The following is a 25658-nucleotide window of genomic DNA, read 5'->3' as shown; positions in this document are numbered from 1 at the left end:
CCCCCAACTGTATAACTGACAATATAAAGGTGAAAATAATGGGTCACGCCGAAAGTAAATTTGTTGCGGCTAATATCGCCGTTCTGACCGTATCTGATACCCGTACCGAAGAGAACGATACCTCCGGTGGTTACCTGGCTGAGCAGTTGCAGGAAGCCGGGCACAATCTGGCAGATAAGGCGATTGTGATTGACGATATGTATCAGATCCGTGCCATCGTATCCAAATGGATCGCCGACGAGTCTGTTCAGGCGATCATGATCACTGGTGGCACTGGCTTTACTTCCCGTGACAGCACCCCGGAAGCGCTGGTTCCTTTGTTTGATAAGCAGGTAGAAGGTTTTGGTGAACTGTTCCGCACGGTTTCCTATGAAGAGATCGGTACTTCGACGATTCAGTCGCGTGCGATTGCCGGTTTCGCCAACCATACTGTGATTTTTGCCATGCCAGGCTCAACCGGTGCCTGCCGTACTGCGTGGACGAAAATCATTAAGCAGCAGCTTGATGCGTCTCACCGCCCGTGTAACTTCATGCCACACCTGAGCAAGTAACCATGAGCAGTTTTACCCATATTAACGCCAGTGGCGAAGCCAACATGGTCGATGTGTCTGCTAAGGCGGATACGGTCCGTGAAGCGCGTGCCGAAGCTTTCGTGCACATGGCGCCGGAAACCCTGGAGCTGATCGTATCTGGTCAGCATCATAAAGGGGATGTGTTTGCTACCGCGCGTATCGCCGGTATCCAGGCTGCAAAACGTACCTGGGAACTGATCCCGCTGTGTCATCCTCTGCTTTTGTCGAAAGTCGAAGTGCAGCTGGAAGCGCTGCCTGAGCAAAACGCGGTGCGTATTGAGTCACTGTGTAAACTGGCGGGCAAAACCGGCGTAGAGATGGAAGCGCTGACCGCTGCCTCTGTGGCCGCCCTGACCATCTACGATATGTGTAAAGCGGTGCAGAAAGATATGGTGATCAGCCAGACCCGGTTGTTAGAGAAAACCGGCGGTAAATCCGGACATTTTAAGGTGGAGTCATGATCAAAGTACTGTTTTTTGCCCAGACCCGCGAGCTGGTGGGTGCAGACAGCATTGAAGTAAGTGAGCACTTCGCTACCGCAGAAGCGCTGCGCCATCACCTGAGTGAAAAAGGTGACAAGTGGGCGCTGGCGCTTGAAGCTGGCCGTACCCTGGTTGCAGTCAATCAGACTCTGGTGCCACTGGAGAGCGATATTCAGCCGGGCGATGAAGTGGCATTTTTCCCGCCGGTCACCGGGGGCTGAGCATGGACAAAGTCAGCGTTCAGTTTGAAGATTTCTCGGTAGCCGACGAGTACGCATACTTGTCTGAAGGCAGCAGCGCCGGTGCAGTGGTGACCTTTATCGGCAAAGTGCGCGATATGAACCAGGGCGATAACGTGGTTGGCCTGGCACTTGAGCATTATCCGGGCATGACTGAGAAAGCCCTGCTGGAAATCGTGACCGAAGCGGAGTCGCGCTGGCCAGTCGAGAAGATCCGGGTTATTCACCGGGTAGGGGAGCTGGATATCGGCGACCAGATCGTGTTTGTTGGCGTTTCGAGTGCCCACCGTCATGCATCATTTGAGGCCTGTGAGTTCGTGATGGATTTTCTCAAGACCAAAGCGCCGTTCTGGAAAAAAGAGCGGACAACGGATGATGTGCGCTGGGTAGATTCCCGCGATTCCGATGCTAAAGCGGCGGCCCGTTGGGAAAAGTAACCCGCATATATATAAAGAAAGGGATGGCATTTGCCATCCCTTATTCGTTTGCTTCTAAAGATTAGTTGGTTGCACAGTTTGCCGGACCAACTTCTGCCCAGACACCCCACTCACCAGACTGACTTGGATCCTGGCCCTGGGTCCACCATTTGGCTTTCCACTCTTTACCAGCCCAGGTCACAATGTCGCCACCGTTGTAGACGGCAGAGGAATCCCACAGGTTGGTACAAAGATCACCGCCTGAAGTCTTCTTATTAACCACAACAGCAACGCTTGCCACATCTGTGTATTCGCCATCGCTGACTGTGACGCTGAAGTTCAGGGTAGTGTTCTGAGTGTATTCAGCCGCAACAAACGTAACTTTGTCACCCTGTACTGTTGCGTTGATGCCCGCAGGGACATTCCAGCTGAATGTCAGGTTGTCGTTATCCGGGTCGCTCGATGTTGCTGCATCAACAACCACAGTTACGCCCGCTTCCACCTGTGCAGGAGCAGTAACCGCGGCTACCGGTGGATTGTTCACCGGAGGCTGACCTGCCGGATTGACGGTTACAACCACAACGTCACTGCCGGTTGCGGCTTCGTTGTCGGTCACGGTCAGCTTAAAGCTGAACTGGGTGGCTGCGGTTACTTCAGGAGCGTCAAAGCTGGCTGAAGCAGTATCAGCACCACTTAGCGCGACTGTCGGGCCGGAAACCTGCTCCCACAGGTAGGCAGTGATGGAGCCATCGCTGTCTTTAGACTTGCTGCCGTCAAGGGCCACCAGTGCCGGACCGGTTACTGCCTGATCGGCACCCGCAGCGGCTGTCGGAGCGCGGTTGACCGGTGTGCCACCTGCCAGACCTTCGTGCATCGCATTCAGGATATCGCCGTTATCCGCATCGATCTCCCAGGAGAACAGACCAGCCAGACCCAGACCACGTGCGTAAGCGCCTTTAGCTTTTACTGAGCGCGGGTTATCAAAGGTGATCAGTTTACCGTTGGAGCGGTTCCATACCCATGGTGCTTCCGCCTGCTCATCATAGCCATACTCAAAGCCGTTGATGCCGGTTCCTGCATCACCCAACATGTGGGCTTTAATGCCTTTATAGTCGATAACACCCGCTTCCCATACGCCCTGCGCAGTGGTGCCGGTCAGTTTGCCACTGCCGGTACCGGTCATAGGATCGTTAGGATCGGTCAGTGAAGAAGGCATTACGCCATCCCAGCCCCGGCCGTACATCGCTGCACCCAGAACCAGTTTGCTGGCAGGAACGCCCTGAGCCAGCAGCAGCTGGATCGCGTTGTCTGAGGTGTAAGCCGGACCTTTGTATGGTACGCCGTTTTCATCCACGCCTGTACCATCACACTGGCCAGGACGCATAAAGGTGCCACAGTACAGTGCTGTCTGGTGGCCAGGAACGTTGTTCCAGCCGCCGTAGAAGTCATAGGTCATGGCGAAGATGTAGTCCATGTGCGCAACGGCTGCTGCGTAATCCACATCTTCCAGCTTGTCATGGCCTACGCCGATTGCAGAAGTCAGCTCGTAAGTACGGCCGGTTTCTGCTTCCAGTTCATCCAGCATGGCGCGCAGTTCCTGCATCAGCGCAATGTATGCCGGGCCATCGTTTACCGGATCACCAAGGTCTGCAGCCTGGCCGCCACCGCCCGGGAATTCCCAGTCAATATCTACACCGTCGTAGAACTTCCAGGTTTTCAGGAAGCGCTTGACCGAGGCGACGAACACGTCACGGTTGGCTTTAGTAGTGAAGCTGAAGAAAGGATCAGATAGGGTCCAGCCACCGATGGAAGGAATGATTTTCAGATCTGGATTGCGCTGCTTAAGCGCCATCAGCATAGCGTAGTTACCCTTGATAGGAGAACTGAATGCGTGACCGGCCTGAGAGAAGCTCTTCTGATAAGCGGCCCATGGATCATGGATAACCACTTCAAAGTCCTGCATACCCTGACAGGCGGTTTGCAGGGCGTTATAACTGTTACCACCTACCGACTTCAGTGACTCATTTGGTCCACAAATAGGGATAAAGCCATACAGAATGTGGGTCAGGTTGTCCGCCGGCATATTGTCAACCGTATAGCCGCGGCCATAGATGCCCCATTCAACAAAGTATGTACCAACTACAGTGTTTGGATCTGTGTTGAAAGTCTTATTGTTCGGGTCGATGTTCATGGTCAGCGGATCAAGGTGGCTGCCGTCGGTGTCAGCGATGATCATTTCCGCCGGTGCACTTTTGGAACAGCCGCTGGCATCACACGCTGCGATTTCAAGCTGGTATTTACCGCCTTTGGCGTGCTGGAATGTTGCGGTCGTCTGAGCTCCGGTAATTGGGCCGGTCGCCACTTCAACACCATCCAGGTAGACTTTGTAGGTATCTCCGGTAGTGCCGCTCCACTGGTTAAACTTCACCGAAACGGTCGCCAGGTCATGATAGGTCACCATCTGGTCATAGCCAGCTGTGGTTTCCATCGCCAGTTCGATTTTGGAGAATTGAAGGTTATTGGACCCGTACACGTCAATGCTGGGTGCACTTGGCAGGGCGAGCGCGGGCATAGCCGCGGCAACGCTGGTCGCCAACGCACATAATGCTATTGGTTTCATTGTTTTATTCTCATTCCTTGAATCAGGCTGCATGGTTGCAGCCAAATAATTTCCCCTGCCAGACTGCAACAGCAGATAAGCAGGACAGTTTGAGTTACAGCGCTGTATGAATAGTGTTGGTCACAAAACAACCGCTTACAAACCTGACTTCTGGCTTTTGCAAGCAGTTAATAAAAACAGATGGCTCACCTTATTCGTGTTGCAAAAAAAGTGACAGTGACTCGGAAAATCAACACAGGCCGTAAAACCCGACTGGAGTTGGGGAGATTTTGTGCTACGCAAAAAAAGAGTGATTTTCATCACGTTTATTCAGGTAACGAATGGTGTATTGTTGTTTGGAGCGGGAGTAATAAGTGGATCAAATGTTAACTAATTCATTTTTGGCAGGATTATTTATCATTTTTTTGTTCAGATTTAGAACAAAAAAGAGTAATTGTTTGCCTCTACTCTCTGCAATCGCACATCAACCAGACAATGGCGGGATATTCAGAGTTATTCGCTAAATAATGACGTATAACGAAAAATTATCCGACTTTTTGCTACATTTTTATGGCAAATTGCTTCAATGATTGGTAGTGTGTTGCGCAATCTTCATTATTTTTTAGTGAATGCTGTACTAATTATGTACAAAAATTTTCTAAAAGCATCGTCCGTTCAGATGGTTATGAAGAAGTCATGGATGCAATCAAAGAAAACTTGGAGTTTATCTGCATGTATAAAAATAAAATCACTCGTGCGCTATTGGTAGGCACGGGCCTGTCACTTGCTTTAGTAGGCTGTGGTGATAAGCCTGAAGAACAAGCCGCTCAAAAACCGGCAGCACAACCTTCCTCTACAGAAACTAAACTGGCTGACGTTCAGGAACTGGTTCGTGGTAACGGTACTGAAGTCGCTACAATCGACCCGCATAAATCTCAGGGTGTGCCTGAGTCTCACGTAATCCGCGACCTGCTTGAAGGCCTGGTAAACCAGGACGAGAACGGTAAGACCATCCCTGGTGTAGCCGAGAGCTGGGAAACCACTGACAACCAGACCTTCGTTTTCCACCTGCGTAAAGACGCTAAGTGGTCAAACGGCGATCCTGTTACCGCTGACGATTTCGTATACAGTTTCCAGCGTGCGGTCGATCCTGCAACTGCATCTCCTTATTCCTGGTACATGGAATACACCAAGATGAAGAATGCCAAAGCGATCGTTGCGGGCAAGAAAGACAAGAGCGAGCTGGGTGTGAAGGCGATCGATGCCAACACGCTGCAGGTTGAGCTTGAAACAGCAGTTCCTTACTTTGTGATGATGATGGGCCACACCACTGTGAAGCCTGTTCACAAAGCAACCGTAGAAAAATACGGTGACCAGTGGACCAAACCTGATCACTTCGTAGGTAACGGTGCATACGTGCCTGATACCTGGGTTGTGAACGAGCGTCTGGTACTGAAGCGCAGCCCAAGCTACTGGGATAATGCGAACACCAAGATCGACAAAGTAACCTTCCTGCCGATCGAAAACCAGGTAACGGAAATGAACCGCTTCCTGTCAGGTGAAATCGACTTCACGAACGAACTGCCAACTGAGCACTTCAAGCGTCTGAAGAAAGAGAACCCTGAATCAGTATCTATCCAGGGTAACCTGTGTACTTACTACTACATCTTCAACACCAAGAAGAAGCCTTTTGACGACGTGCGAGTTCGTAAAGCGGTATCTTACGCTATCGACCGTAACATCGTGACTGACGCGATTCTTGGCCAGGGCCAGAAACCAGCTTACTTCCTGACTCCGGAAATCACTGCCGGCTTCAACCCGGAAGCACCTGCTTACGGCAAGATGACTCAGGCAGAGCGTGATGCAGAAGCGAAACGTCTGCTGGAAGAAGCGGGTTTTGGCAGCGACAACCCACTGAAGTTTACTCTTCTGTACAACACGTCAGAAAACCACAAGAAGATCGCAGTAGCACTGGGTTCTATGTGGAAGAAGACTCTGGGTCTGGAAGTTACTCTTGAAAACCAGGAGTGGAAAACTTACCTGGACACCAAAGATCAGGGTGATTTCGAAGTGGCACGTGCCGGCTGGTGTGGTGACTACAACGAAGCATCTTCGTTCCTGACTCTGATGGTGAGCAACAACACCACTGGTGGTATCCACTACGACAGCGCTGCTTACGATGCAATCATCGATAAAGCACTGCACTCTACCTCTGAAGAAGAACGTAGTCAGCTGTACCTGGACGCTGAAGCTCAGCTTGCCAAAGACATGCCGATTGCGCCTATCTATCAATATGTTAAATCGCGTCTGGTTAACCCTCGTGTAGGTGGTTTCCCTGTGAACAACGCAGAAGACAAGATTTACACCAAAGATCTATACATCAAAGCTCAGTAATTTACTGACGCGATAAAACTATAAAAAACTACAGACACTGTATGTGAGATTCACATGCAGTGTCTTTGCGCCCCTTTTATTTGTCACAGACTGGAAGAGTGAGTTTATGTTTAAATTCATTATGAAACGGATATTCGAGGCGATACCAACCATGTTGGTGTTGATCACTATATCTTTTTTCCTGATGCGTTTCGCACCAGGTAACCCATTCTCAAGCGAGCGTCCTTTGCCACCGGAAGTGATGGCAAACATCGAGGCCAAATACGGCCTGGATAAGCCTGTGTTTGAGCAATACACCACTTATCTGACCAACATCCTGCATGGTGATTTTGGTCCTTCCTTTAAATACCAGGATTACACGGTAAACGAACTGGTAAGCGTTGCTCTGCCTGTATCGGCTCAGGTGGGCGCAGTTGCGTTTATCTTCACCGTGATAATGGGGGTCTCGGTCGGTACCATTGCCGCGCTGAGGCAGAACACCTGGGTAGACTACTTAATTATGTCCACCGCCATGATTGGTGTGGTATTGCCGTCGTTCGTACTGGCGCCGGCATTGCTGTACTTCTTCGCTATCAAACTTGACTGGCTGCCGGCCGGTGGCTGGTATGGTGGTGCATGGCAATACATGATCCTGCCGGTGATCGGTATGTCGCTGCTGTATGTTGCGACCTTTGCCCGTATCACCCGTGGCTCTATGATCGAAACCCTGAACAGTAACTTTATCCGTACTGCCCGCGCCAAAGGCCTGAGCTACCGCTACATCATCATCAAGCACGCACTGCGTCCTGCTATGCTGCCGGTAGTTTCTTACATGGGTCCGGCGTTTGTCGGCATCATTACTGGTTCTGTGGTTATCGAAACCATTTTCGGCCTGCCGGGTATCGGTAAGCTGTTCGTTAACGCCGCCTTTAACCGTGACTACTCACTGGTTATGGGTGTGACCATCCTGATCGGTTTCCTGTTCATTCTGTTCAACGCTGTCGTCGATATCCTGTTGGCAGTTATTGATCCTAAGATTCGCTACTAAGGGGACGAAAAGATGTTAACGAAAAAAGAGAACCTTGAAGCGGTTGAGAACTTCTCAAAGAACCTGGAGATCGAAGGCCGTAGTCTTTGGCAGGATGCCCGTATCCGCTTTATGCGTAACAAAGCGGCGATGGTGAGTCTGGCAATCCTGACCGTACTGACCCTGGCGGTGATTTTCCTGCCGATGCTGGCAGAGTACGCCTACGATGATACAGACTGGGGTGCGATGCACGTTGGTCCGAATGCAGACCACTGGTTTGGTACCGACTCCCTTGGCCGTGACCTGTACGTTCGTACCCTGATCGGCGGTCGTATCTCGCTGATGGTAGGTGTGATGGGCGCACTGGTAGCGGTAATTATCGGTACCCTTTATGGCGCGGCGTCTGGTTTTATCGGTGGCCGTACCGACCGTATCATGATGCGTATTCTGGAAATTCTGTACGCTGTACCATTTATGTTCCTGGTTATCGTACTGGTAACCTTCTTCGGCCGTAATATCGTACTTATCTTTGTGGCCATCGGTGCCATCGCCTGGCTGGATATGGCACGTATCGTACGTGGTCAGACCCTGAGCCTGCGCAGCAAAGAGTTTATCGAAGCGGCGTATGTGTGTGGTGTGAGTAAGTGGAAGATCATTACCCGCCATATCGTACCAAACGTTCTGGGTATCGTAGCGGTTTACTCAACCCTGCTGATCCCGTCAATGATTCTGATTGAGTCTTTCCTTTCGTTCCTTGGCCTGGGTGTTCAGGAACCAATGACCAGCTGGGGCGCACTGCTTCAGGAAGGTTCGCAGACAATGGAAGTGGCTATCTGGCAGCTGGCATTCCCGGCCGTCTTCATGGTAATCACCCTGTTCTGCTTTAACTACGTTGGTGACGGTCTGCGTGACGCGCTGGATCCAAAAGACAGATAACGAGAAGGAAAGCACCATGAGTTTATTAGATGTAAAAGACCTGCGTGTTGAGTTCACTACGCAGGACGGTATTGTTACCGCAGTGAACGACCTGAACTTCTCGCTTAAGCCGGGTGAAACCCTGGGTATCGTAGGTGAGTCTGGTTCAGGTAAATCTCAGACTGTATTTGCCCTGATGGGTCTGCTGGCGAAGAACGGTATTATTTCAGGCAGTGCTAAGTTTGAGGGCAAAGAGATCCTCAACCTGCCGGAGAAAGAGCTGAACAAAGTTCGTGCCGAGCAAATCGCGATGATCTTCCAGGATCCTATGACCTCGCTTAACCCTTACATGAAGGTAAGCGATCAGCTGATGGAAGTACTGATGCTGCACAAAGGCATGGGTAAAGCCGAAGCGTTTGAAGAGTCAGTACGCATGCTGGAAGCGGTAAAAATCCCGGAAGCACGTAAGCGTATTACCATGTATCCGCACGAGTTTTCCGGCGGTATGCGTCAGCGTGTAATGATCGCTATGGCGCTGCTGTGTCGTCCGAAACTGCTGATTGCTGATGAGCCAACGACCGCTCTGGACGTAACCGTTCAGGCGCAGATCATGGACCTGCTGAACGAGCTGAAGCATGAGTTTAATACCGCTATCATTATGATCACCCACGACCTGGGTGTGGTTGCCGGTTCCTGTGATAAGGTTCTGGTGATGTACGCGGGCCGTACCATGGAGTACGGTACTGTTAATGAAATTTTCTATAACCCAAGCCATCCTTACGCTGAAGGCCTACTGAAAGCCATTCCGCGTCTGGATACCGAAGGCGAGATCCTGCCTACTATCCCGGGTAACCCGCCAAACCTGCTGCGTCTGCCTCCGGGCTGTCCTTATCAGGAACGTTGTCATCGCGTGATGGATCACTGTAAATCACAAACGCCACAGCTGCTGGACTTCGGTCAGGGCCGTAAGCGCGCTTGTTTTTCTGACTGGGAGGCATGGGAAAAATGATCAACGAAAAGAATCTGCTGCTTGATGTAAAGAACCTGAAAGTTCACTTCAACATTGCGCCTAAGTCAGGCTGGCCATGGAGCAAGCCAATCCCGCTGAAAGCGGTTGATGGGGTAGACATCCGTCTTTACGAAGGCGAAACCCTGGGTGTGGTAGGTGAGTCTGGTTGTGGTAAATCGACCTTTGCCCGTGCCGTGATCGGCCTGGTTGAAGCGACCGATGGCGAAGTGGTATGGCTGGGCCAGGACCTGACCCGCATGAATGAGGTGAAGCGCCGCGAAACGCGTAAAGAGATCCAGATGATTTTCCAGGATCCACTGGCTTCGCTTAACCCGCGTATGACTGTGGGTGACATCATCGCTGAGCCTCTGGAAACTTTCTACCCTGAGCTGTCAAAGCAGGAAGTGAAAGACCGGGTAAAAGAGATGATGATGAAAGTAGGCCTGCTGCCTAACGTTATCAACCGTTACCCGCACGAGTTCTCTGGTGGTCAGTGTCAGCGTATCGGTATCGCCCGTGCCCTGATCCTGCGCCCTAAGATGATCATCTGTGATGAGCCGGTATCGGCGCTGGACGTATCGATTCAGGCACAGGTAGTTAACCTGCTGAAAGAATTGCAGAAAGAGCTGGGCCTGAGCCTGGTGTTCATCGCTCACGACCTGTCGGTGGTTAAACACATTTCAGACCGCGTTCTGGTGATGTACCTGGGTAATGCGGTAGAGCTGGGTGAGTCTGAAGCGATTTTTGCTGACCCTAAACACCCGTACACCCGCGCCCTGATGTCTGCGGTGCCAATCCCGGATCCGGAACTGGAGCGCAACAAGAAGATTGAAATGCTGGAAGGTGACCTGCCGTCACCGATGAACCCGCCATCAGGCTGTGTGTTCCGTACCCGCTGCCCAATCGCAACAGAGGCGTGTGCCAAACACAAACCTCAGATCAAAGGTGACGACCACCACGCGGTGTCGTGTCTGATGGTCGATTAATACACTATTCAGCCTGTGACAGGCTTAAGCGCGGTGCCAAAAAGGACCGCGCTTTTTTTATGTTCGTAATATTTGAATGAGTTGAACGAAAGGGAGGGGCGGTAACTGGTTTTGCATAGGGTTAAGCTGGCTTCAGAGACTAGAGACTAGAGACTAGAGACTAGAGACTAGAGACTAGAGACTAGAGACTAGCAACCAGAAAGCAGCGGCGGTATAAGGGGGCGATAATGGGCAAACTGATCAGCGGCAAGTGGCATGATGTCTGGTATGACACAAAAGCGAGTGATGGCAAGTTTGTAAGAGAAGACGCAGGATTTCGTAAATGGGTGAAAGATGTGCCCGGTGCGGAGTTTGCGCCTGAGTCTGGCCGTTACCATTTGTATGTTTCCCTGGCCTGTCCGTGGGCGCACAGGACGCTGATTTTCCGGGAGTTGAAAGGACTGAGTGAACATATCGGCGTAACCGTAGTGAGCCCGGATATGCTCTCGCAGGGTTGGGAGTTTGAGCAGCCAGAATCTCTCTATGGGCTGAAGTTCATGCATCAGCTCTACACCAAAGCCAAACCGGACTACACCGGGCGTGTAACGGTTCCGGTGCTGTGGGACAAGAAAACGCAGACCATCGTCAGCAATGAGTCCTCTGAGATCATCCGAATGTTTAACTGCGCTTTTAACAGTCTGACCGGCAATCATGATGATTACTACCCGGCAGATCTTCGCAGTGAGATCGAACACTGGAACGGGTTTGTTTACCCAAACGTAAACAATGGCGTCTACCGTTGTGGCTTTGCCACTACACAGGAAGCCTACGAAGAGGCGTATCATCAACTGTTTGACGCACTGGATAAGCTGGATGCGCATTTGGCGACCAGCCGCTACCTGGCCGGGGAGAGAATCACCGAAGCAGACTGGCGCCTGTTCACTACCCTGGTGCGTTTTGACGCGGTCTATGTGGGGCACTTTAAGTGTAATAAGCAGCGAATTGCAGACTATCCTAATCTTCAGGGCTATCTCAGAGAGCTGTACCAGGTCAGGGGAGTCGCGCAGACGGTAGATTTTTACCACATCAAACGCCACTACTACTTCAGCCACACCGGTATTAACCCAACCCAGATAATACCGACAGGCCCGGAACTGGATCTGGAATCAGCCCATGCCAGAGATACGATATAAGCGATGAGAAGAGATAAAGCTCTTTACCTGGCAGGATGAATTGGTAGCTTTTAGTACCCAGTACCCAGTACCCAGTACCCAGTACCCAGTACCCAGTACCCAGTACCCCAAAACCAAAAAAGCCAGCTCAACGAGCTGGCTTTTTAAATATGGTGGAGGGGGACGGATTCGAACCATCGAAGGCGGAGCCGGCAGATTTACAGTCTGCTCCCTTTGGCCACTCGGGAACCCCTCCAGGGTGTTTTTATCCTTAGCTGTTGTTTTCCCAACACGAACAACTAAGCGTTTTCTCTTTACAGAGAGAATATGGTGGAGGGGGACGGATTCGAACCATCGAAGGCGGAGCCGGCAGATTTACAGTCTGCTCCCTTTGGCCACTCGGGAACCCCTCCAGGGTATTTTTATCCTTAGTTGTTGTTTTCCCAACACGAACAACCAAGCGTCTTCTCTTTACAGAGAGAATATGGTGGAGGGGGACGGATTCGAACCATCGAAGGCGGAGCCGGCAGATTTACAGTCTGCTCCCTTTGGCCACTCGGGAACCCCTCCAGGGTATTTTATCCTTAGCTGCTGTTTTCCCAGCACGAACAACCAAGCGTTTTCTCTTTACAGAGAAGAATATGGTGGAGGGGGACGGATTCGAACCATCGAAGGCGGAGCCGGCAGATTTACAGTCTGCTCCCTTTGGCCACTCGGGAACCCCTCCAGGGTGTTTTTATACTTAGCTGCTGTTTTCCCAACGCAGTAACCAAGTGCGGAGCGCATAATAACAAACTCGGAAAAGCTGTAAAGCGATTTCTGTGAATTTTGGTTTGAATGCTGGCTTTTTCGGCAGAGGTGGCTAAAAAGCCGCTTCTTTGGATAAATTGTGACTTATCCGGCGCATATTTCAGAATATTTTCCTACCTTTACATTCCTTTACGCTACGGCGTTCGTTCGTTGGTAGAATATCAAAATAACCACAGTTTCTCTTTTTCATGAGTGGCACCTATGTATAAACGCGCATTTTCCTTTGTCTTTTTACTCGCCGTTGTTGGCACCTCAGCTCCTGGTTATGCCAAACGACAGGCAGCTTCTGCAGGCCGCGATGTAGCGGTTGTCGCAGAATCCGTCGGTACTCACCAAATTTCGCAGAACTTATCCCTGGTCGGAAAGCTCGAAGCCAGCCGCTCGGTGGTTATTGCTTCGGAAATTGCCGGCAAAGTAGAAAGGATTGCGGTGAAGTCCAATCAGGACGTCAAAAAAGATCAGTCGCTGCTTCAGCTTGATGATGCCAAGGCCAAAGCCGCAGTGGCAGAAGCGCAGGCTTACCTGCAGGACCAGCAGCGCATCTTAAGAGAGTTTGAAAAACTGCTTAAACGTGGCGCGATTACCCAGACAGAGATCGACGGCCAGAAAACCTCGGTTGATATTGCTGCTGCAAGGCTGGACGCTGCCAAATCTGACCTGATGGATCATCACCTGCGCGCGCCATTTGCCGGCACTATAGGTTTTGTCGATTTCAGCCGCGGTAAGCTGGTCAGCGTTGGAGCAGAGCTGCTGACCCTGGATGACCTTTCACTGATGGAGCTGGACCTTCAGGTGCCGGAAAGCTACCTGTCTCAGCTGAGCAGAGGCATGAAAGTGACCGCGACCAGTCAGGCGTGGAAAGGGGAGCGCTTTTCCGGGGAGATTGTTGGTATCGACTCACGTATTAACCGTGAAACCCTCAACGTTCGTGTCCGGGTTCACTTTGATAACCCACAGCGAAAGCTCAAGCCTGGTATGCTGATGGCAGCCGAAGTAGCCTTTACTCCGTTCAGCGCGCCGGTCATTCCGGTTCAGGCGCTGGAATACTCCGGAACCAAACGTTACGTGTACGTGATCAATGAAGACAACAAGGTGACCCGTACCGAAATCATTCTGGGTGCCCGGATTGGTAATGAGGTAGTAGTAGAGAGTGGCCTTGATATCGGCCAGCAGATAGTGGTGCAGGGCGTGGTGAATATGCGCGATGGTGCCAAAGTGAGAGTGCTGGAAGAAGGGCAGTAAGATGTTGTTATCAGATATATCGGTAAAAAGGCCGATCGTCGCGATTGTACTCAGCCTGTTGCTGTGTGTGTTTGGCCTGGTCTCTTTTTCCAAACTGGCGGTGCGGGAGATGCCGGACATCGAAAGCCCGGTGGTGTCGGTCAGCACCCGTTATGATGGTGCCTCTGCTTCTATTATCGAAAGTCAGATCACCTCGGTGATTGAAGATCAGCTTTCCGGTATAAGCGGCATCGATGAAATTACTTCCACCACCCGTAACGGCTCTTCCCGTATCAAGATCACCTTTGAGCTGGGCTACGACCTGAATGTGGGGGCCAGTGACGTGCGTGACGCCGTAGCCCGTGCTCAGCGCCGGTTGCCGGATGAAGCCGATGAGCCGCTGGTGTACAAAGATAACGGCAGTGGTGAGGCGTCTGTCTATATCAATCTCAGCTCGTCTGAAATGGACCGTACTCAGTTGACTGATTACACCGAGCGCGTTCTGGTTGACCGTTTCTCATTGCTTTCCGGAGTCAGTTCGGTACAGATTTCCGGCGGCCTGTATAAGGTGATGTATGTAAAACTGGATCCGACCCTGATGGCCGGGCGAGGTATCACCACTACTGATATTACCAGTGCGCTTCGCAGTGAGAACGTGGAAAACCCGGGCGGTGAAGTGCGTAATGACACCATGGTAATGTCGGTGCGTACTGCACGTCTTTACCAGACCCCGGAAGACTTCGACTATCTGGTGATCAAATATGCCTCTGACGGTACACCTGTGTATCTGAAAGATGTCGCGGATGTGTATATCGGTGCGCAGAACGAGAACTCTACTTTTAAGAGTGATGGTGTGGTGAACGTCAGCCTTGGGATTGTGCCTCAGTCGGATGCTAACCCGCTGCAGGTGGCCAGACTGGTGCGTGCTGAAGTAGAGCAGGTTCAGCAGTTCCTGCCGGAAGGGACGCGACTTGCCATCGATTATGACTCCACTGTGTTTATCGACCGCTCTATTTCGGAGGTCTACAGTACCCTGATGATCACCGGCGCGCTGGTGATCCTGGTGCTGTATATTTTCATTGGTCAGGCAAGGGCGACCCTGATCCCGGCAGTGACGGTGCCTGTCTCGCTGATCTCCGCCTTTATTGCCGCTTATTACTTCGGTTTTTCCATCAACCTTATTACCCTGATGGCGCTGATCCTGTCCATCGGGCTGGTGGTGGATGATGCCATCGTGGTGGTCGAGAATATTTTCCACCATGTCGAACGCGGTGAGTCGCCGCTGGTGGCCGCTTATAAAGGGGCAAGAGAAGTAGGCTTTGCCGTAGTGGCGACGACTTTGGTTCTGGTGATGGTGTTTCTGCCGATCTCCTTTATGGATGGCATGGTCGGCCTTCTGTTTACCGAGTTTTCGGTACTGCTGGCGATGGCGGTGATCTTCTCCTCGTTGGTGGCGCTGACTCTGACGCCGGTTCTGGGCAGCAAGATCCTCAAAGCCAATGTTAAGCCGGGGCGATTTAACCGTTTCATTGAAAGAATGTTCGGCGCACTTGAGCGCGGTTATCGCCGTCTGCTGGGCAAAGCTATGGCCTGGCGCCTGCTGGCACCGGTTATTATTGTTGCCTGTATTGGTGGCAGTTATGTGTTGATGAAGCAGGTTCCGTCCCAGCTGGCACCGCAGGAAGACCGTGGCGTGCTGTTTGCGTTTGTCCGTGGTGCGGATGGCACCAGTTATAACCGGATGAACGCCAATATCGATATCGTCGAAGACAGGCTGATGCCCCTGCTCGGCAAAGGCGTTCTGAAATCATTCAGTGTACAGTCACCGGCGTTTGGTGGTCAGGCGGGGGATCAGACCGGTTTTGTGATCATGATCCTGGAAGACTGGGCAGACCGCAGCGTTTCAGCCCAGCAGGCGCTTGGTATGATCCGTAAGGCGCTGGTGGATATTCCGGATGCGCGGGTGTTCCCTATGATGCCGGGCTTCCGGGGCGGCTCCAGCGAGCCGGTGCAGTTCGTTATCGGTGGTTCTGACTACCAGGAGCTGAAAAAGTGGGGTGAGCTGCTTAAACAGGAAGCCAATAACAGCCCGTTTATGAACGGTGCGGAGATCAACTATTCTGAGAAAACCCCTGAGCTGGTGGTCAGCGTGGATAAAGCGCGCGCGGCAGAGCTGGGCATTAAGGTGACGGATATCTCCACCACCCTTGAGGTGATGCTCGGCGGTAAAACCGAGACCACTTTTGTTGAGCGTGGCGAGGAGTATGACGTCTACCTGCGCGGGGATGAAAACCAGTTTAACAATGCTCAGGATCTCAGCCAGATCTACATGCGTACCAGCAGTGGTGAGCTGGTGACCCTGGATGCGGTAACTAAAATCGAAGAAGTCGCCTCATCTATCCGTCTTTCACACTACAACAAGAAGAAAGCGGTGACGGTAACGGCGAACCTGAATGAGGGCTACACCCTCGGCGAGGCGCTGGATTATCTGGATTCAGTTGCGATTGAAAAGCTGCCGGGGGATATTTCCGTCAGTTACTCCGGCGAGTCGAAAGACTATAAGGAGAATCAGTCCAGCGTGGCGATTGTGTTTGGCCTGGCACTGCTGGTCGCGTATCTGGTGCTGGCCGCTCAGTTTGAAAGCTTTGTAAACCCGCTGGTGGTGATGTTTACTGTTCCAATGGGGGTAATGGGGGGCTTTCTTGGCCTGGTTATCATGGGCCAGGGGCTCAATATCTACAGTCAGATCGGCATGATCATGCTGATCGGCATGGTAACCAAAAATGGCATATTGATCGTTGAATTTGCCAACCAGCTGCGTGACCGTGGTGTAGCGTTTGAACAGGCGATTGTGGATGCGGCAGCAAGGCGTCTGCGCCCAATCCTGATGACGGCCTTTACCACTCTGGCCGGTTCAGTGCCGCTTATCCTTTCCACTGGTGCGGGTTATGAGAGCCGGGTAGCGGTGGGTACGGTGATCTTCTTCGGAATGGCTTTTGCTACCCTGGTAACCCTGTTTGTTATTCCGGCGATGTATCGCCTGATTTCAGTGGCGACTCACTCTCCGGGTTACACCGAAGCGCAGCTGAATGAGGAACTGTCGCACGACACACGGGGACGGCGTTCACACGGGGAGATCTCGCCTGCAGAGGATAGCGGGAACGCAGGAGGTTTTTAACCGTTCCTGCGGGAGGTCGAATGATAAAAAAAGCCAGCACCCTTGGTGCTGGCTTTGATTTTTCTGGTGCCGGTTACAGACCGCTGATCAGCGTTTCTGCATTCGGGTGGCGGTAGACGTCAGAGAAGATCTCGCCGCCACCAGTAATGAAGTCAGACTCAGCCTGCCATGCTGTGTTAGTCCAGAAGGCCTTCACCGCAAACTCCACACCATTGGTGCTGGTAATGGCCATGAACTGCTCGACTGTCTGAGTCACACTGTTGTCATCGGTGTAAGTGGCGACAATCTTCACGATACCGCGGGTTGCATCAGAGATGCTCCAGGTAAAGTTAAAGCTGCCTTCCACTACGCCGGTAGACTCATTCAGCTCTTCCAGTAAACCGGTCTTATCGGTGTTGAACGTCACGCGTTCATCAGAGATAGCCATGACAATCTGACGGTCAAAGAAATCGGCTTCACTGAACTTTGCCGTTCCCGCAGTGCTGACACAACCATCCAGGGCTGTGATGAACTCAGAATAGGTTGTAAACGCGACCGGACGGTCATTCGCTTCATCCCACTGTGAATCACCTGTGGTACAGGCCTGAACACCACCAATTGGTGTCATATCCTTCAGGGTGGTGACCCAGATAGCACCAGGATCCGGTTCATAGAAAGCAACTTTACCGCCTTCCTGCTGATCATCAATCAGTCTTACATAACTGTCGATGGTGTCGCCGGATTTCCACTCCATGACGCCATCATTGTTGATAGCCCAGTTGTGCTCATACGGCTGACCATTGCGGAAGCGAAGCATGTTACCGCCAGGTGCCATGATGTAGGCGCGGGTTTCATAGCTGCTGTTGATCCGGTAGACATTCACCTGCTCATCGACCAGCATGTCCGGCAAACCGGTACAGGCGTTCAGTTGAGTCAGGTAATCCTGATAGGTCGCACCTGTCTCTACTTCGGTGATGTTACAGCCAGGAGAAGGTGGTGTCGTTCCGCGTTCCTGTTCGGTGACTTTGGTCGCCCAGAAGCCCACATAGTTTTCAGTGGCATTCATCTCAAAGGTCAGCAGTGCCCAAGTTTTATCTTTGCTGTCTGTGATAGCCCAGTACCAGACTTCGCTTGAGTCGCTGTTGAACAGTTTGACGTAACTGCCTTCAATCACCCAGCTGTTGCTGTAGGAGACGGTGCTGCTGCCGTTTTTATACACATCCACGCTGCCATCAGCGTTGAAGGTGTAATCACGGGTTTCACCCTGGCTGTTCACGCGCTGGAAGTTCTTACCACTGACCATTTCGCTGGTAATGGCACTGACGATACCGCCACAATCATTGTTCACTGCGTTGGTAAAGTCGGTCAGGGTCAGGTTCGGATCGCTTTTCTCTCCCTGGTAGCAAACCACCAGCGGGAAGTCGACTGCGGCCAGCAGCGCAGTTTTCGCCGTTTCATCCAGCAGGTATGCCGAGTCTTCTACATCGGTCCAGTTAGCAGGCAGGTATTCACCTACATATACCAAACCGTTGTATACAGACAGGATTGGATTTTCCTCACCGTCGTAGTGCTCACCCCAGCCATCAAAGACTGACTCTGGGATCGAGATGCGCATGATTTCCACGCCGTTTACCGTAACGGTCTGCCAGCTGCCGCTGCCGATCAGATAAGAGGTTGGTTCGCTGCCGGTTTGTGCAGTGGCGACATCCCAGTTCATTTTGTAGAAGTTGACCGTACCGTCATCAACAAATTCCATCGCAGTGTCTTTACCCATAGACAGACCTTTGATGGTACTGGTGACCGGATTTTCGCCCACAGACTGGCTGACGAGGAACTCGGTCAGGTTAGTGGCATTCTGACCGTCAACGGTGTGATCACCGGTGCCGTGCAGGTACCATGGCTGATGTCCGTACAGTTCGTACTTATCTGTATCTGTGGTGCGTGAAACGATACCCGCGTCAGAGCCTGCCGTGTATTTGGCAGTCTTGCTGACGATATCATCCAGGTCACCGGAGTGGTCGTGGATATACAGGCCATCGAGAGACTTGGCGAATCCATTGACCTTAAACACGTAGTCAGGATGATCGGTAGGGTAGAGCGTCAGAACCTCTCCATTGATACTCAGGACGTAGTTTTCATTGAAAGCAGTCCAGCCGCTCGCGGTCAGGATCATATGGTTGAACTCTCCCTCAGCCATAGGCTGGGTTTGTTCAGTCAGCGTGCCATCTTTATTGATGAGATAGCTTGCCGTGACTGTCGCGATATCACCATTTAAGGTGTAACGCTGCAGCTCTGCTCTCATTTTACCGTTGTCTTCATGAGCCCAGCCAATGTACAGGTTGGTTTCACTGCGCATGAATTCGATAAGAGCTGCTGTCTGGGACTGGCCGATATTCGGATCGGTCGGATCAAGGTCATCCACATCCAGAACGCCATCACCATCGTCATCAGTATCTGCGTTGTTACCTATGCCATCGTTGTCTGTATCCAGAGTTTCGTCTTTATCCAGAGGGAAGGCATCTTTGTCATCCAGAACGCCGTCACCGTCGTCGTCTTTATCGGCATTGTTGCCGATGCCATCGCCGTCGGTATCCAGGTACTCGTTCGGATCTTCAGGGAAGGCGTCGTCACCATCGAGTACGCCGTCATTGTCGTCATCGGTATCATTAATGTTACTGATGCCATCTTTATCGGTATCTTTCCAGTCACCAGTGCTGACGCTGCCCAGCAGGGCATCTTTGGCAGTGGTGTTCATCAGGAAGGCAGAATGGTCCTTATCGTCGGTACCGGCTGCCATAAAGCTGCCGAAATAGACATAACCGTTATAAACCGAGAGTACCGGACTATCCGGGCCGTCGTAACGGTCACCCCACTCATTTTCAACCGCATCCGGAATGCTGAACTTGAGGATTTCGGTATTGTTGACCGTTACTTTAGTCCAGCTGCCACTGCCAACCAGGGTTGAGGTTGGGTCAGTGGTGGCGGCCACGGAAGAAGAGTGCCAGTTCAGCAGGTAGAAGTTGGTTGTACCACTGGTGGCATCCGCTGCGCCGACAAATTCCACCGCTGCATCATAGCCGATAGACAGGCCCTTGATTGAGGTGGTGACCGGATTGCTGCCCGCAGATTGTGCGCTCAGGATTTCGGTCAGGCTGGTGGCATTATGGCCGTCAACGGTGTGATCGCCGGTGCCATGCAAAAACCACGGTTTATGGCTGTAGAGCTCGTATTTATCATCTGTACTGCCCAGTGACACAATCCCGGCTTTAGCACCTTCAGGATAGTTTGCGCCGGAAGCAATAATGTCTTCCAGCTCACCGGCATTGTCGGCAATGGACAGACCATTGAGATCCTGCACCGTACCAACTACCTGATAGGTGTAGTCAGGGGTATCAGACGGATAAACGGTGATCTCATCGGTGCCCAGCCTGAGTTCGAAGTTATCACTGGCGGCGGTCCAGCCGTTTGCAGTCAGGATCAGGCGGTCGAAATCGCCCGTTTCCGCAGTCGGAGAGGCCGGGTACGTCTGGGTCAGGGTGCCATCATTATTGATGGTGTAACGGGCGGTAATGGTTGCGATGTCCCCGTTGAGGGTAAACTCTTCCATTTCTGCGCGTATAACGCCGTTCTCTTCATCGGTCCAGCCAACGTACAGGGTTGTGCTGTCGCGCATGAACTGGATCAGTTCGCCAATCTGGGACAGGCCAATGTTCGGATCATAAGGATCCAGGTCATTATCATCGGCTACGCCGTCACCGTCATCATCGGTATCGGCTACGTCACCGGTACCATCACCATCGGTGTCTTTGGTTTCGCTGTCATCGAGCGGGAAGGCATCATCGGTGTCCAGCACGCCGTCATTGTCGTCATCTGAGTCGGCGTTGTTCCCGATTTTATCGCCGTCACTGTCGAGCCATTCGGACTCATCAAGAGGGAAGGCGTCCTCACTGTCGGGGTAGTCATCGCCATCATCGTCTGTATCGGCGTTGTTCCCGATGCCGTCTTTATCGGTATCGAGCCATTCATCGCTGTTGTTTGGAAGATCGTCAGCGTCATCCTGTACGCCATCGTTGTCATCATCGGTATCGGCGTTATCACCTTTACCATCGAGGTCGTAATCGGCACTTTCGTCTTTGTCGAGCGGGAAGGCGTCGTCCTCATCCAGAACGCCGTCACCGTCATCATCGGTATCGGCGTTATCACCGGTACCATCGTTGTCAGTATCGAACCATTCGTCAGGATCGCCGACCATATCCGGGTCTTCGTCACTGTCGGCAACGCCATCTCCATCGGAGTCGGTGGCAATGGCACCTTCGCTGCTTACAACGATGCCGGACAGGTCAGCATCCTCGCCGGACTGGCCCTGAATGCTTTCAATCTCAGTTTTTACTGTATCGTTAATGGTTGCGGCATCGGCAAGCAGATTGTCCGCATCGCCCTGCAGTCCGCCATCATCGGTGGTGTCTGCCTGGTCTTTGAGCTCTTCACTGGTAGAAGGGAGTGTGCCAGAGGTTACCAGTGCTTTGGCGCCGACTGCGGCTTCATCGTTATCATCTTCGATATAATCGCCCAGTACCTCATCGGCCTGGATACCCAGCTGAGTGGCAATTTTCTGGGTTGCTTCTGCTTCATCAGCACTGTCCCCGCGCTCAAGCTCGACGTGAACAAGAGTGGAGAGTGGCGTGATATTGGTCTGGCCCGCAGGCGCAGACATGACGTAATCGGCAATGACCGGTTTATTATTATCTTCGTCTATGGTCTTGCCTTTGATTGCCCGTACTATCACCGGGTATTGATCTGGGTTGGTTATCCCGGTTACATCGAGCACGGCGTTACCACCAGCGGTGGAAATGGTGCTCGGTTCATTCGGGTCTTTTACGAAGTCTTTGTCGATATCCAGCCAGACAACGGCACCGTTGAGGTATCCATCGATGGCTTTAACGCTGTACGAGGTTGTTGGGGTAGGTGATGAGCCGCCGGATGAACCGTCGCCTCCCCCAAAACATCCGACTAATCCTACCGAGGAAGTCAGGCCGAGGGCTATCACCAACTGTTTCTGTTTCATACTTAGTCCCTGCTTTATACATGGCATGCAAGCGGTCAATCAGGCCGCAGTGATACATAGAGTGTAGCTATATCAGGGAAGGTTGAAGTAAAAAAAACTGCTCGGGCCTCTTAGTGTGAGTCTTGTCAATAAAGGGTTTTGAAAGATAAAAAAAGCAGCTCACCATGAGCTGCTTAATAAAGTTTTATAATTCGTATTGAATTACATAAATGCCAGCAGAGGCGAGATACACAGCAGGATACCGGTGATGATGATCAGGTTGGTCGCCATGCCTTTGTACTTATGCAGGTGTGGCACCTTGTGTACCAGGTAAGCCGGGATCAGACAGCCAACCATGCCGAAGATAGGGCTGCAGATTGAAGTGAACGACAGGATAGGCGCGTTCAGGGCAATTGCAGACCAGGCCAGCAGGATGATGAACACGGTAACCAGTTTGTCTACCAGTGGCTTGTTGATTTGAGACTCTTTGAACTTACGCAGCAGCACGTTCATTGCCAGGCCGCGACACGCTTCCTGGAACGCCAGGAATACGCCGAAGAAAGAGGTCACTACTGCGAAGATGTTAATCACGATACCTGCAACAGTTGCCCAGCTGCCCGGGAAGTAGTGAGCGATAATAGCCAGTGCCGAGATGTTTTTGTTCATCGCTTCGGTTGCCTGCTCCTGGCTGATAGCGAAGGTGAACGATACTGCGAAGAAGAACACAATCACAAACAGAATAGAGAAAGCGATTTTCATTGCGCGCTCGGCTTTGTAGCGGGCAACTTCGATAGATTTCTCGTGAGAGCGGTAAGAGATAACCATTGGGCTCAGAGACTGGATAAACAGAATTGAGGTCAGGGTAAACGGCAGGGTGATGATGGCATCTTTCAGCATTGAGCCGAAATCACCGATGGCCGGAATGTTCGCCATATCCCAGCGGGCAATCAGCAGAACCGCCATAACCGCAACCAGAGACAGAACGGTGACCGCCATAAAGCCAGACAGTTTGAACAGCAGTTTCTCGCCTTTTGAGCCGATAAAGGCCAGCACACAGATAAGCCCCAGACCGTAGAAGACGTTCTCGTTCAGGTGACCTTCTGTGATGCCAAAGGAGTGCAGGTAAGATGCGCTGTCATTAGTTACGGCCAGTGAGTAAACTAGTACCCAGATAACCAGCATCAGGAAGTAGAGCACGCCGAGTGCCACGCCCCAGTTTTTGCCAAGGTAGCCTTCGATCACGCCAGGGTAATCAGTACATTTTTTCGATTCAGCCAGGGTATTGATAAAAAGTTTCTGGAAAAGATACATCGCCGGGTAACCGATAATGGAGGAAAGCAGGAACACCCACAGCCCCATCACACCCACCTGAACCGGCAGGAATACGATACCGGCACCGATCGCCATACCGATGCTCATTACGATCCAGCCCATATCAACGCTGTCGAACTTGATCGCCTTTTTCCACTCCTGCAGGGTCATGTTTGCCTGCTCATGTAAAGGCGCTGTACTGCGGCCTTTTGGCAGGGTGGTATTAATTGCTTCAGTCATAATTTAATCCATCAAAATCGAGTAAGAGTTTTAAAAAATCTGTTAATCCGTACCGGCTGTTGTTGCTGTTATGCTGCAACTTTTTTTGTATTCCGGCTTAGGTTTGATATGGAGCATATATGCGTTTTGGGAGAAAATGTTTTTAATGTTTTCTTCTGAAAACGATGTTTGGAGTAGAATTTGCTATCAAATTAATAAAAGTGCGTGGTGGTTTCTTTGTCTTGATATAAATCAATTCAAATATCTTTGCAACTGCAAATATATTTGATCGGCTTCATGTTATAGGAAATAAGTTTGGCGTGGTGTGATGAATGAAAAGTGCAGCCTAATTCACACTTTTGTAAATTAGTGAACTGGTTGAAGGAATGGGTTGCGTGGGAGGATCAGTAACACGCAGAAATGACCGAAAATCAGTCACAGAAAAAACACTTGGTGTGATGTAGAATGATTTTGGCTTCTGGCCGGGGGATGCAGAAGGTCAAACAATCAGCGGCGGAAGGGGAGGAAGGGATCTCCGCCGCTGAAAAAGAACGTTATTTGTTAACCATGATGTCCAGGATCTGTACATCGGTCTGAGTCATGGCGCCATTCGCCAGTGCAGACAGGTTGGCAATCGACTGATCGGCATCATTGGCCACAATACCTTCGTTGCCGGTTACCCGGATACCATCGAGTGCCATAAGTGCTGCTTTTACCGCCGCACTGGCAGAGGAGGACACCTTCATTGCACACGCAGTTTTTGCGCCATCACAGATCATCCCGGCCACATCGCCGATCATGCTGCAAATCGCATCGCCGACCTGTTCGCAGTCACCTCCCAGAAGATACGTGATCCCCGCGGCCGAGCCCATTGCCGCTGTGGTTGCGCCACACAGGGCAGACAGCTTGTTCTGGTGACTCTTAATGTAGATAGCCATCAGATGTGACAGCATCAGGGCACGGATGGTTTTTTCTTCGCTGGCACCAAGGAAATCTGCTGTCGCAACCACCGGCATCGTAGCGGCAATGCCCTGGTTACCGGAACCGGAGTTACTCATCGCCGGCTTCATTGCACCGTCCATACGGGCATCAGATGCGGCTGAAGTACGTTTGAGTACTTCGGTAAGCAGACCGCCGGACAGCAGGCCGCGTTCTTCATTGCGCTGGAAAGTAGCACCGATTCGCAGGCCATATTTTCCGGTCAGGCCCTCTTCAGACAGGGCGCGGTTGAGCTCAGATGCCTGATCAATAAAGCGGATGTCTTCAAGTGGCGCCTGAGTGGCGAAATCATACACATCGCGGCTGGTCGCACCGTCAAATGGGTTGGTGCTTTGCGTCTGGCCCGCATCGTCTTTGGCTTCTGCCTGATAGACCGTCATGCCGTTCTCTTCAATTGAAACAACCTGAGTGTGGCTGTCTGCAATGGTTACCGAAACGCTGCGCTCACCAGCAAACACGGTGGCTTTGGCATACAGGATATGGCTGACATCAGCCACGCCCACGGTTACCTGCTGGTTATCCAGCATGGTTTTAGCAACCGCTACATCTTCTTTGGTGACGTTTTTCAGCACTTCCAGCTCTGCGCGCGGGTCACCAGCCACTGCACCGATTGCAGCGGCAACGGGCAAGCCGACCATACCTGTTCCCGGAATGCCGACGCCCATGCCATTTTTCATCAGATTTGGTGAGACAGAAGCGCAGATAGTCACGTTTTGTGCGTTGTCTTGTACACCCAGTCGCTCTACTGCCATTGCTGTTGCCAGAGCCACAGATACCGGCTCGGTACAACCCAGTGCCGGAACCACGTCACGTTTAACTACGTCAATAAATGCCGGCCAAAGATGCTTGTTCATTTTTCTGCTCACCTTCTGTTATTTTGCGTTGCGGCTATACCGCTTACTTATGAGAGATCGTAAAGCATCATTAAAAGAAATTCTTTGCCATTATTTCTTTGCGGTCATGGTTTTGTAGCATTTTTTTCTCTTATTTTGTCATCAAATAGGCTGTTTATGGTGTTGATCACATTTTTAAACTCAATGTAAGTGGTGTTAAGGTAAATATCTCCTATAGAATGCAGATCAACTTCACATTATTTCTCCATATGGCGCGGCTTTTGGGTAATTATTT

General features: G+C 51.6%; 16 protein-coding genes and 4 tRNA genes. 12 read left to right on the top strand and 8 right to left on the bottom strand.

Translation table 11 applies throughout. The features are described from left to right. Window positions 1-38: 38 nt before the first annotated feature. From moaB to moaE, 4 genes are read left to right on the top strand one after another with little or no spacing between them, the layout of a single operon-like run. Window positions 39-551: a molybdenum cofactor biosynthesis protein B gene (moaB, locus tag ACVB80_RS05575; protein WP_481080275.1), complete on the top strand. Its 513-nt coding sequence runs from the start codon at window positions 39-41 to the stop codon at window positions 549-551. 2 nt (window positions 552-553) lie between these two features. Further along, window positions 554-1033 carry a cyclic pyranopterin monophosphate synthase MoaC gene (moaC, locus tag ACVB80_RS05570; protein WP_481080274.1) on the top strand — a complete coding sequence of 160 codons (480 nt, stop codon included), beginning with the start codon at window positions 554-556 and terminating at the stop codon, window positions 1031-1033. Next, window positions 1030-1275: a molybdopterin synthase sulfur carrier subunit gene (moaD, locus tag ACVB80_RS05565; protein WP_481080273.1), complete on the top strand. Its 246-nt coding sequence runs from the start codon at window positions 1030-1032 to the stop codon at window positions 1273-1275. The genes moaC and moaD overlap by 4 nt, the downstream gene beginning before the upstream one ends. Before the next feature lie 2 nt (window positions 1276-1277). Then, window positions 1278-1730, top strand: a complete 453-nt coding sequence (moaE, locus tag ACVB80_RS05560) for a molybdopterin synthase catalytic subunit MoaE (RefSeq protein ID WP_481080272.1) — start codon at window positions 1278-1280, stop codon at window positions 1728-1730. 61 nt (window positions 1731-1791) lie between these two features. On the opposite strand, the gene ACVB80_RS05555 is transcribed toward moaE, so the two are convergent. After that, window positions 1792-4329: a glycosyl hydrolase family 18 protein gene (locus ACVB80_RS05555; protein ID WP_481080271.1), complete on the bottom strand. Its 2538-nt coding sequence runs from the start codon at window positions 4327-4329 to the stop codon at window positions 1792-1794. A 711-nt stretch (window positions 4330-5040) separates the two neighbouring features. Here ACVB80_RS05555 and ACVB80_RS05550 point away from each other — a divergent pair. From ACVB80_RS05550 to ACVB80_RS05525, 6 genes are all read left to right on the top strand, one after another. After that, a complete protein-coding gene (locus ACVB80_RS05550; protein WP_481080270.1) occupies window positions 5041-6702 on the top strand; it encodes an ABC transporter substrate-binding protein in 1662 nt (553 codons plus the stop codon). Window positions 6703-6808: 106 nt separating this feature from the next. Next, window positions 6809-7729, top strand: coding sequence for an oligopeptide ABC transporter permease OppB (gene oppB / locus ACVB80_RS05545; RefSeq protein WP_481080269.1), 921 nt, complete (start codon window positions 6809-6811; stop codon window positions 7727-7729). A 12-nt stretch (window positions 7730-7741) separates the two neighbouring features. Beyond that, on the top strand, window positions 7742-8644 hold the full coding sequence (gene oppC, locus ACVB80_RS05540; protein ID WP_481080268.1) for an oligopeptide ABC transporter permease OppC: 903 nt from the start codon (window positions 7742-7744) through the stop codon (window positions 8642-8644). A 16-nt stretch (window positions 8645-8660) separates the two neighbouring features. Further along, on the top strand, window positions 8661-9632 hold the full coding sequence (gene oppD, locus ACVB80_RS05535; protein WP_481080267.1) for an oligopeptide ABC transporter ATP-binding protein OppD: 972 nt from the start codon (window positions 8661-8663) through the stop codon (window positions 9630-9632). Next, window positions 9629-10618 (top strand): murein tripeptide/oligopeptide ABC transporter ATP binding protein OppF, encoded by a 990-nt coding sequence (oppF, locus tag ACVB80_RS05530; protein ID WP_481080266.1) that lies wholly within the window; start codon window positions 9629-9631, stop codon window positions 10616-10618. The genes oppD and oppF overlap by 4 nt, the downstream gene beginning before the upstream one ends. 227 nt (window positions 10619-10845) lie before the next feature. Then, window positions 10846-11790, top strand: a complete 945-nt coding sequence (locus tag ACVB80_RS05525; RefSeq protein ID WP_481080265.1) for a glutathione S-transferase family protein — start codon at window positions 10846-10848, stop codon at window positions 11788-11790. A gap of 150 nt (window positions 11791-11940) precedes the next feature. Here ACVB80_RS05525 and ACVB80_RS05520 read toward each other — a convergent pair. The 4 genes from ACVB80_RS05520 to ACVB80_RS05505 all read right to left on the bottom strand — a co-directional run bounded on the left by ACVB80_RS05520 (window position 11941) and on the right by ACVB80_RS05505 (window position 12496). After that, window positions 11941-12025: transfer RNA gene (locus ACVB80_RS05520), tRNA-Tyr, on the bottom strand. A gap of 72 nt (window positions 12026-12097) precedes the next feature. Then, window positions 12098-12182, bottom strand: a tRNA-Tyr gene (locus tag ACVB80_RS05515). Window positions 12183-12254: 72 nt separating this feature from the next. Next, window positions 12255-12339: transfer RNA gene (locus tag ACVB80_RS05510), tRNA-Tyr, on the bottom strand. A gap of 72 nt (window positions 12340-12411) precedes the next feature. After that, window positions 12412-12496: transfer RNA gene (locus tag ACVB80_RS05505), tRNA-Tyr, on the bottom strand. Window positions 12497-12780: 284 nt separating this feature from the next. On the opposite strand from ACVB80_RS05505, the gene ACVB80_RS05500 reads away from it, so the two are divergent. Both ACVB80_RS05500 and ACVB80_RS05495 read left to right on the top strand, forming a co-directional pair. Continuing rightward, window positions 12781-13821: an efflux RND transporter periplasmic adaptor subunit gene (locus ACVB80_RS05500; protein ID WP_481080264.1), complete on the top strand. Its 1041-nt coding sequence runs from the start codon at window positions 12781-12783 to the stop codon at window positions 13819-13821. Window position 13822: 1 nt separating this feature from the next. Beyond that, a complete protein-coding gene (locus tag ACVB80_RS05495; protein ID WP_481080263.1) occupies window positions 13823-16978 on the top strand; it encodes a multidrug efflux RND transporter permease subunit in 3156 nt (1051 codons plus the stop codon). 73 nt (window positions 16979-17051) lie between these two features. Here ACVB80_RS05495 and ACVB80_RS05490 read toward each other — a convergent pair whose 3' ends face one another. From ACVB80_RS05490 to ACVB80_RS05480, 3 genes are all read right to left on the bottom strand, one after another. Further along, window positions 17052-22022 carry a hypothetical protein gene (locus tag ACVB80_RS05490; RefSeq protein ID WP_481080262.1) on the bottom strand — a complete coding sequence of 1657 codons (4971 nt, stop codon included), beginning with the start codon at window positions 22020-22022 and terminating at the stop codon, window positions 17052-17054. Between the two features lie 201 nt (window positions 22023-22223). Further along, window positions 22224-23483, bottom strand: coding sequence for an SLC5/6 family protein (locus tag ACVB80_RS05485; RefSeq protein ID WP_481080379.1), 1260 nt, complete (start codon window positions 23481-23483; stop codon window positions 22224-22226). Between the two features lie 602 nt (window positions 23484-24085). Then, entirely contained in the window at window positions 24086-25384 is a 1299-nt protein-coding gene (locus ACVB80_RS05480; protein ID WP_481080261.1) for an L-cysteine desulfidase family protein, read from the bottom strand. Between the last annotated feature and the right edge of the window lie 274 nt (window positions 25385-25658).

The organism is Vibrio sp. 9-16B-A1, assembly GCF_056726165.1.
This window is presented reverse-complemented; position numbering and strand designations above follow the sequence as displayed.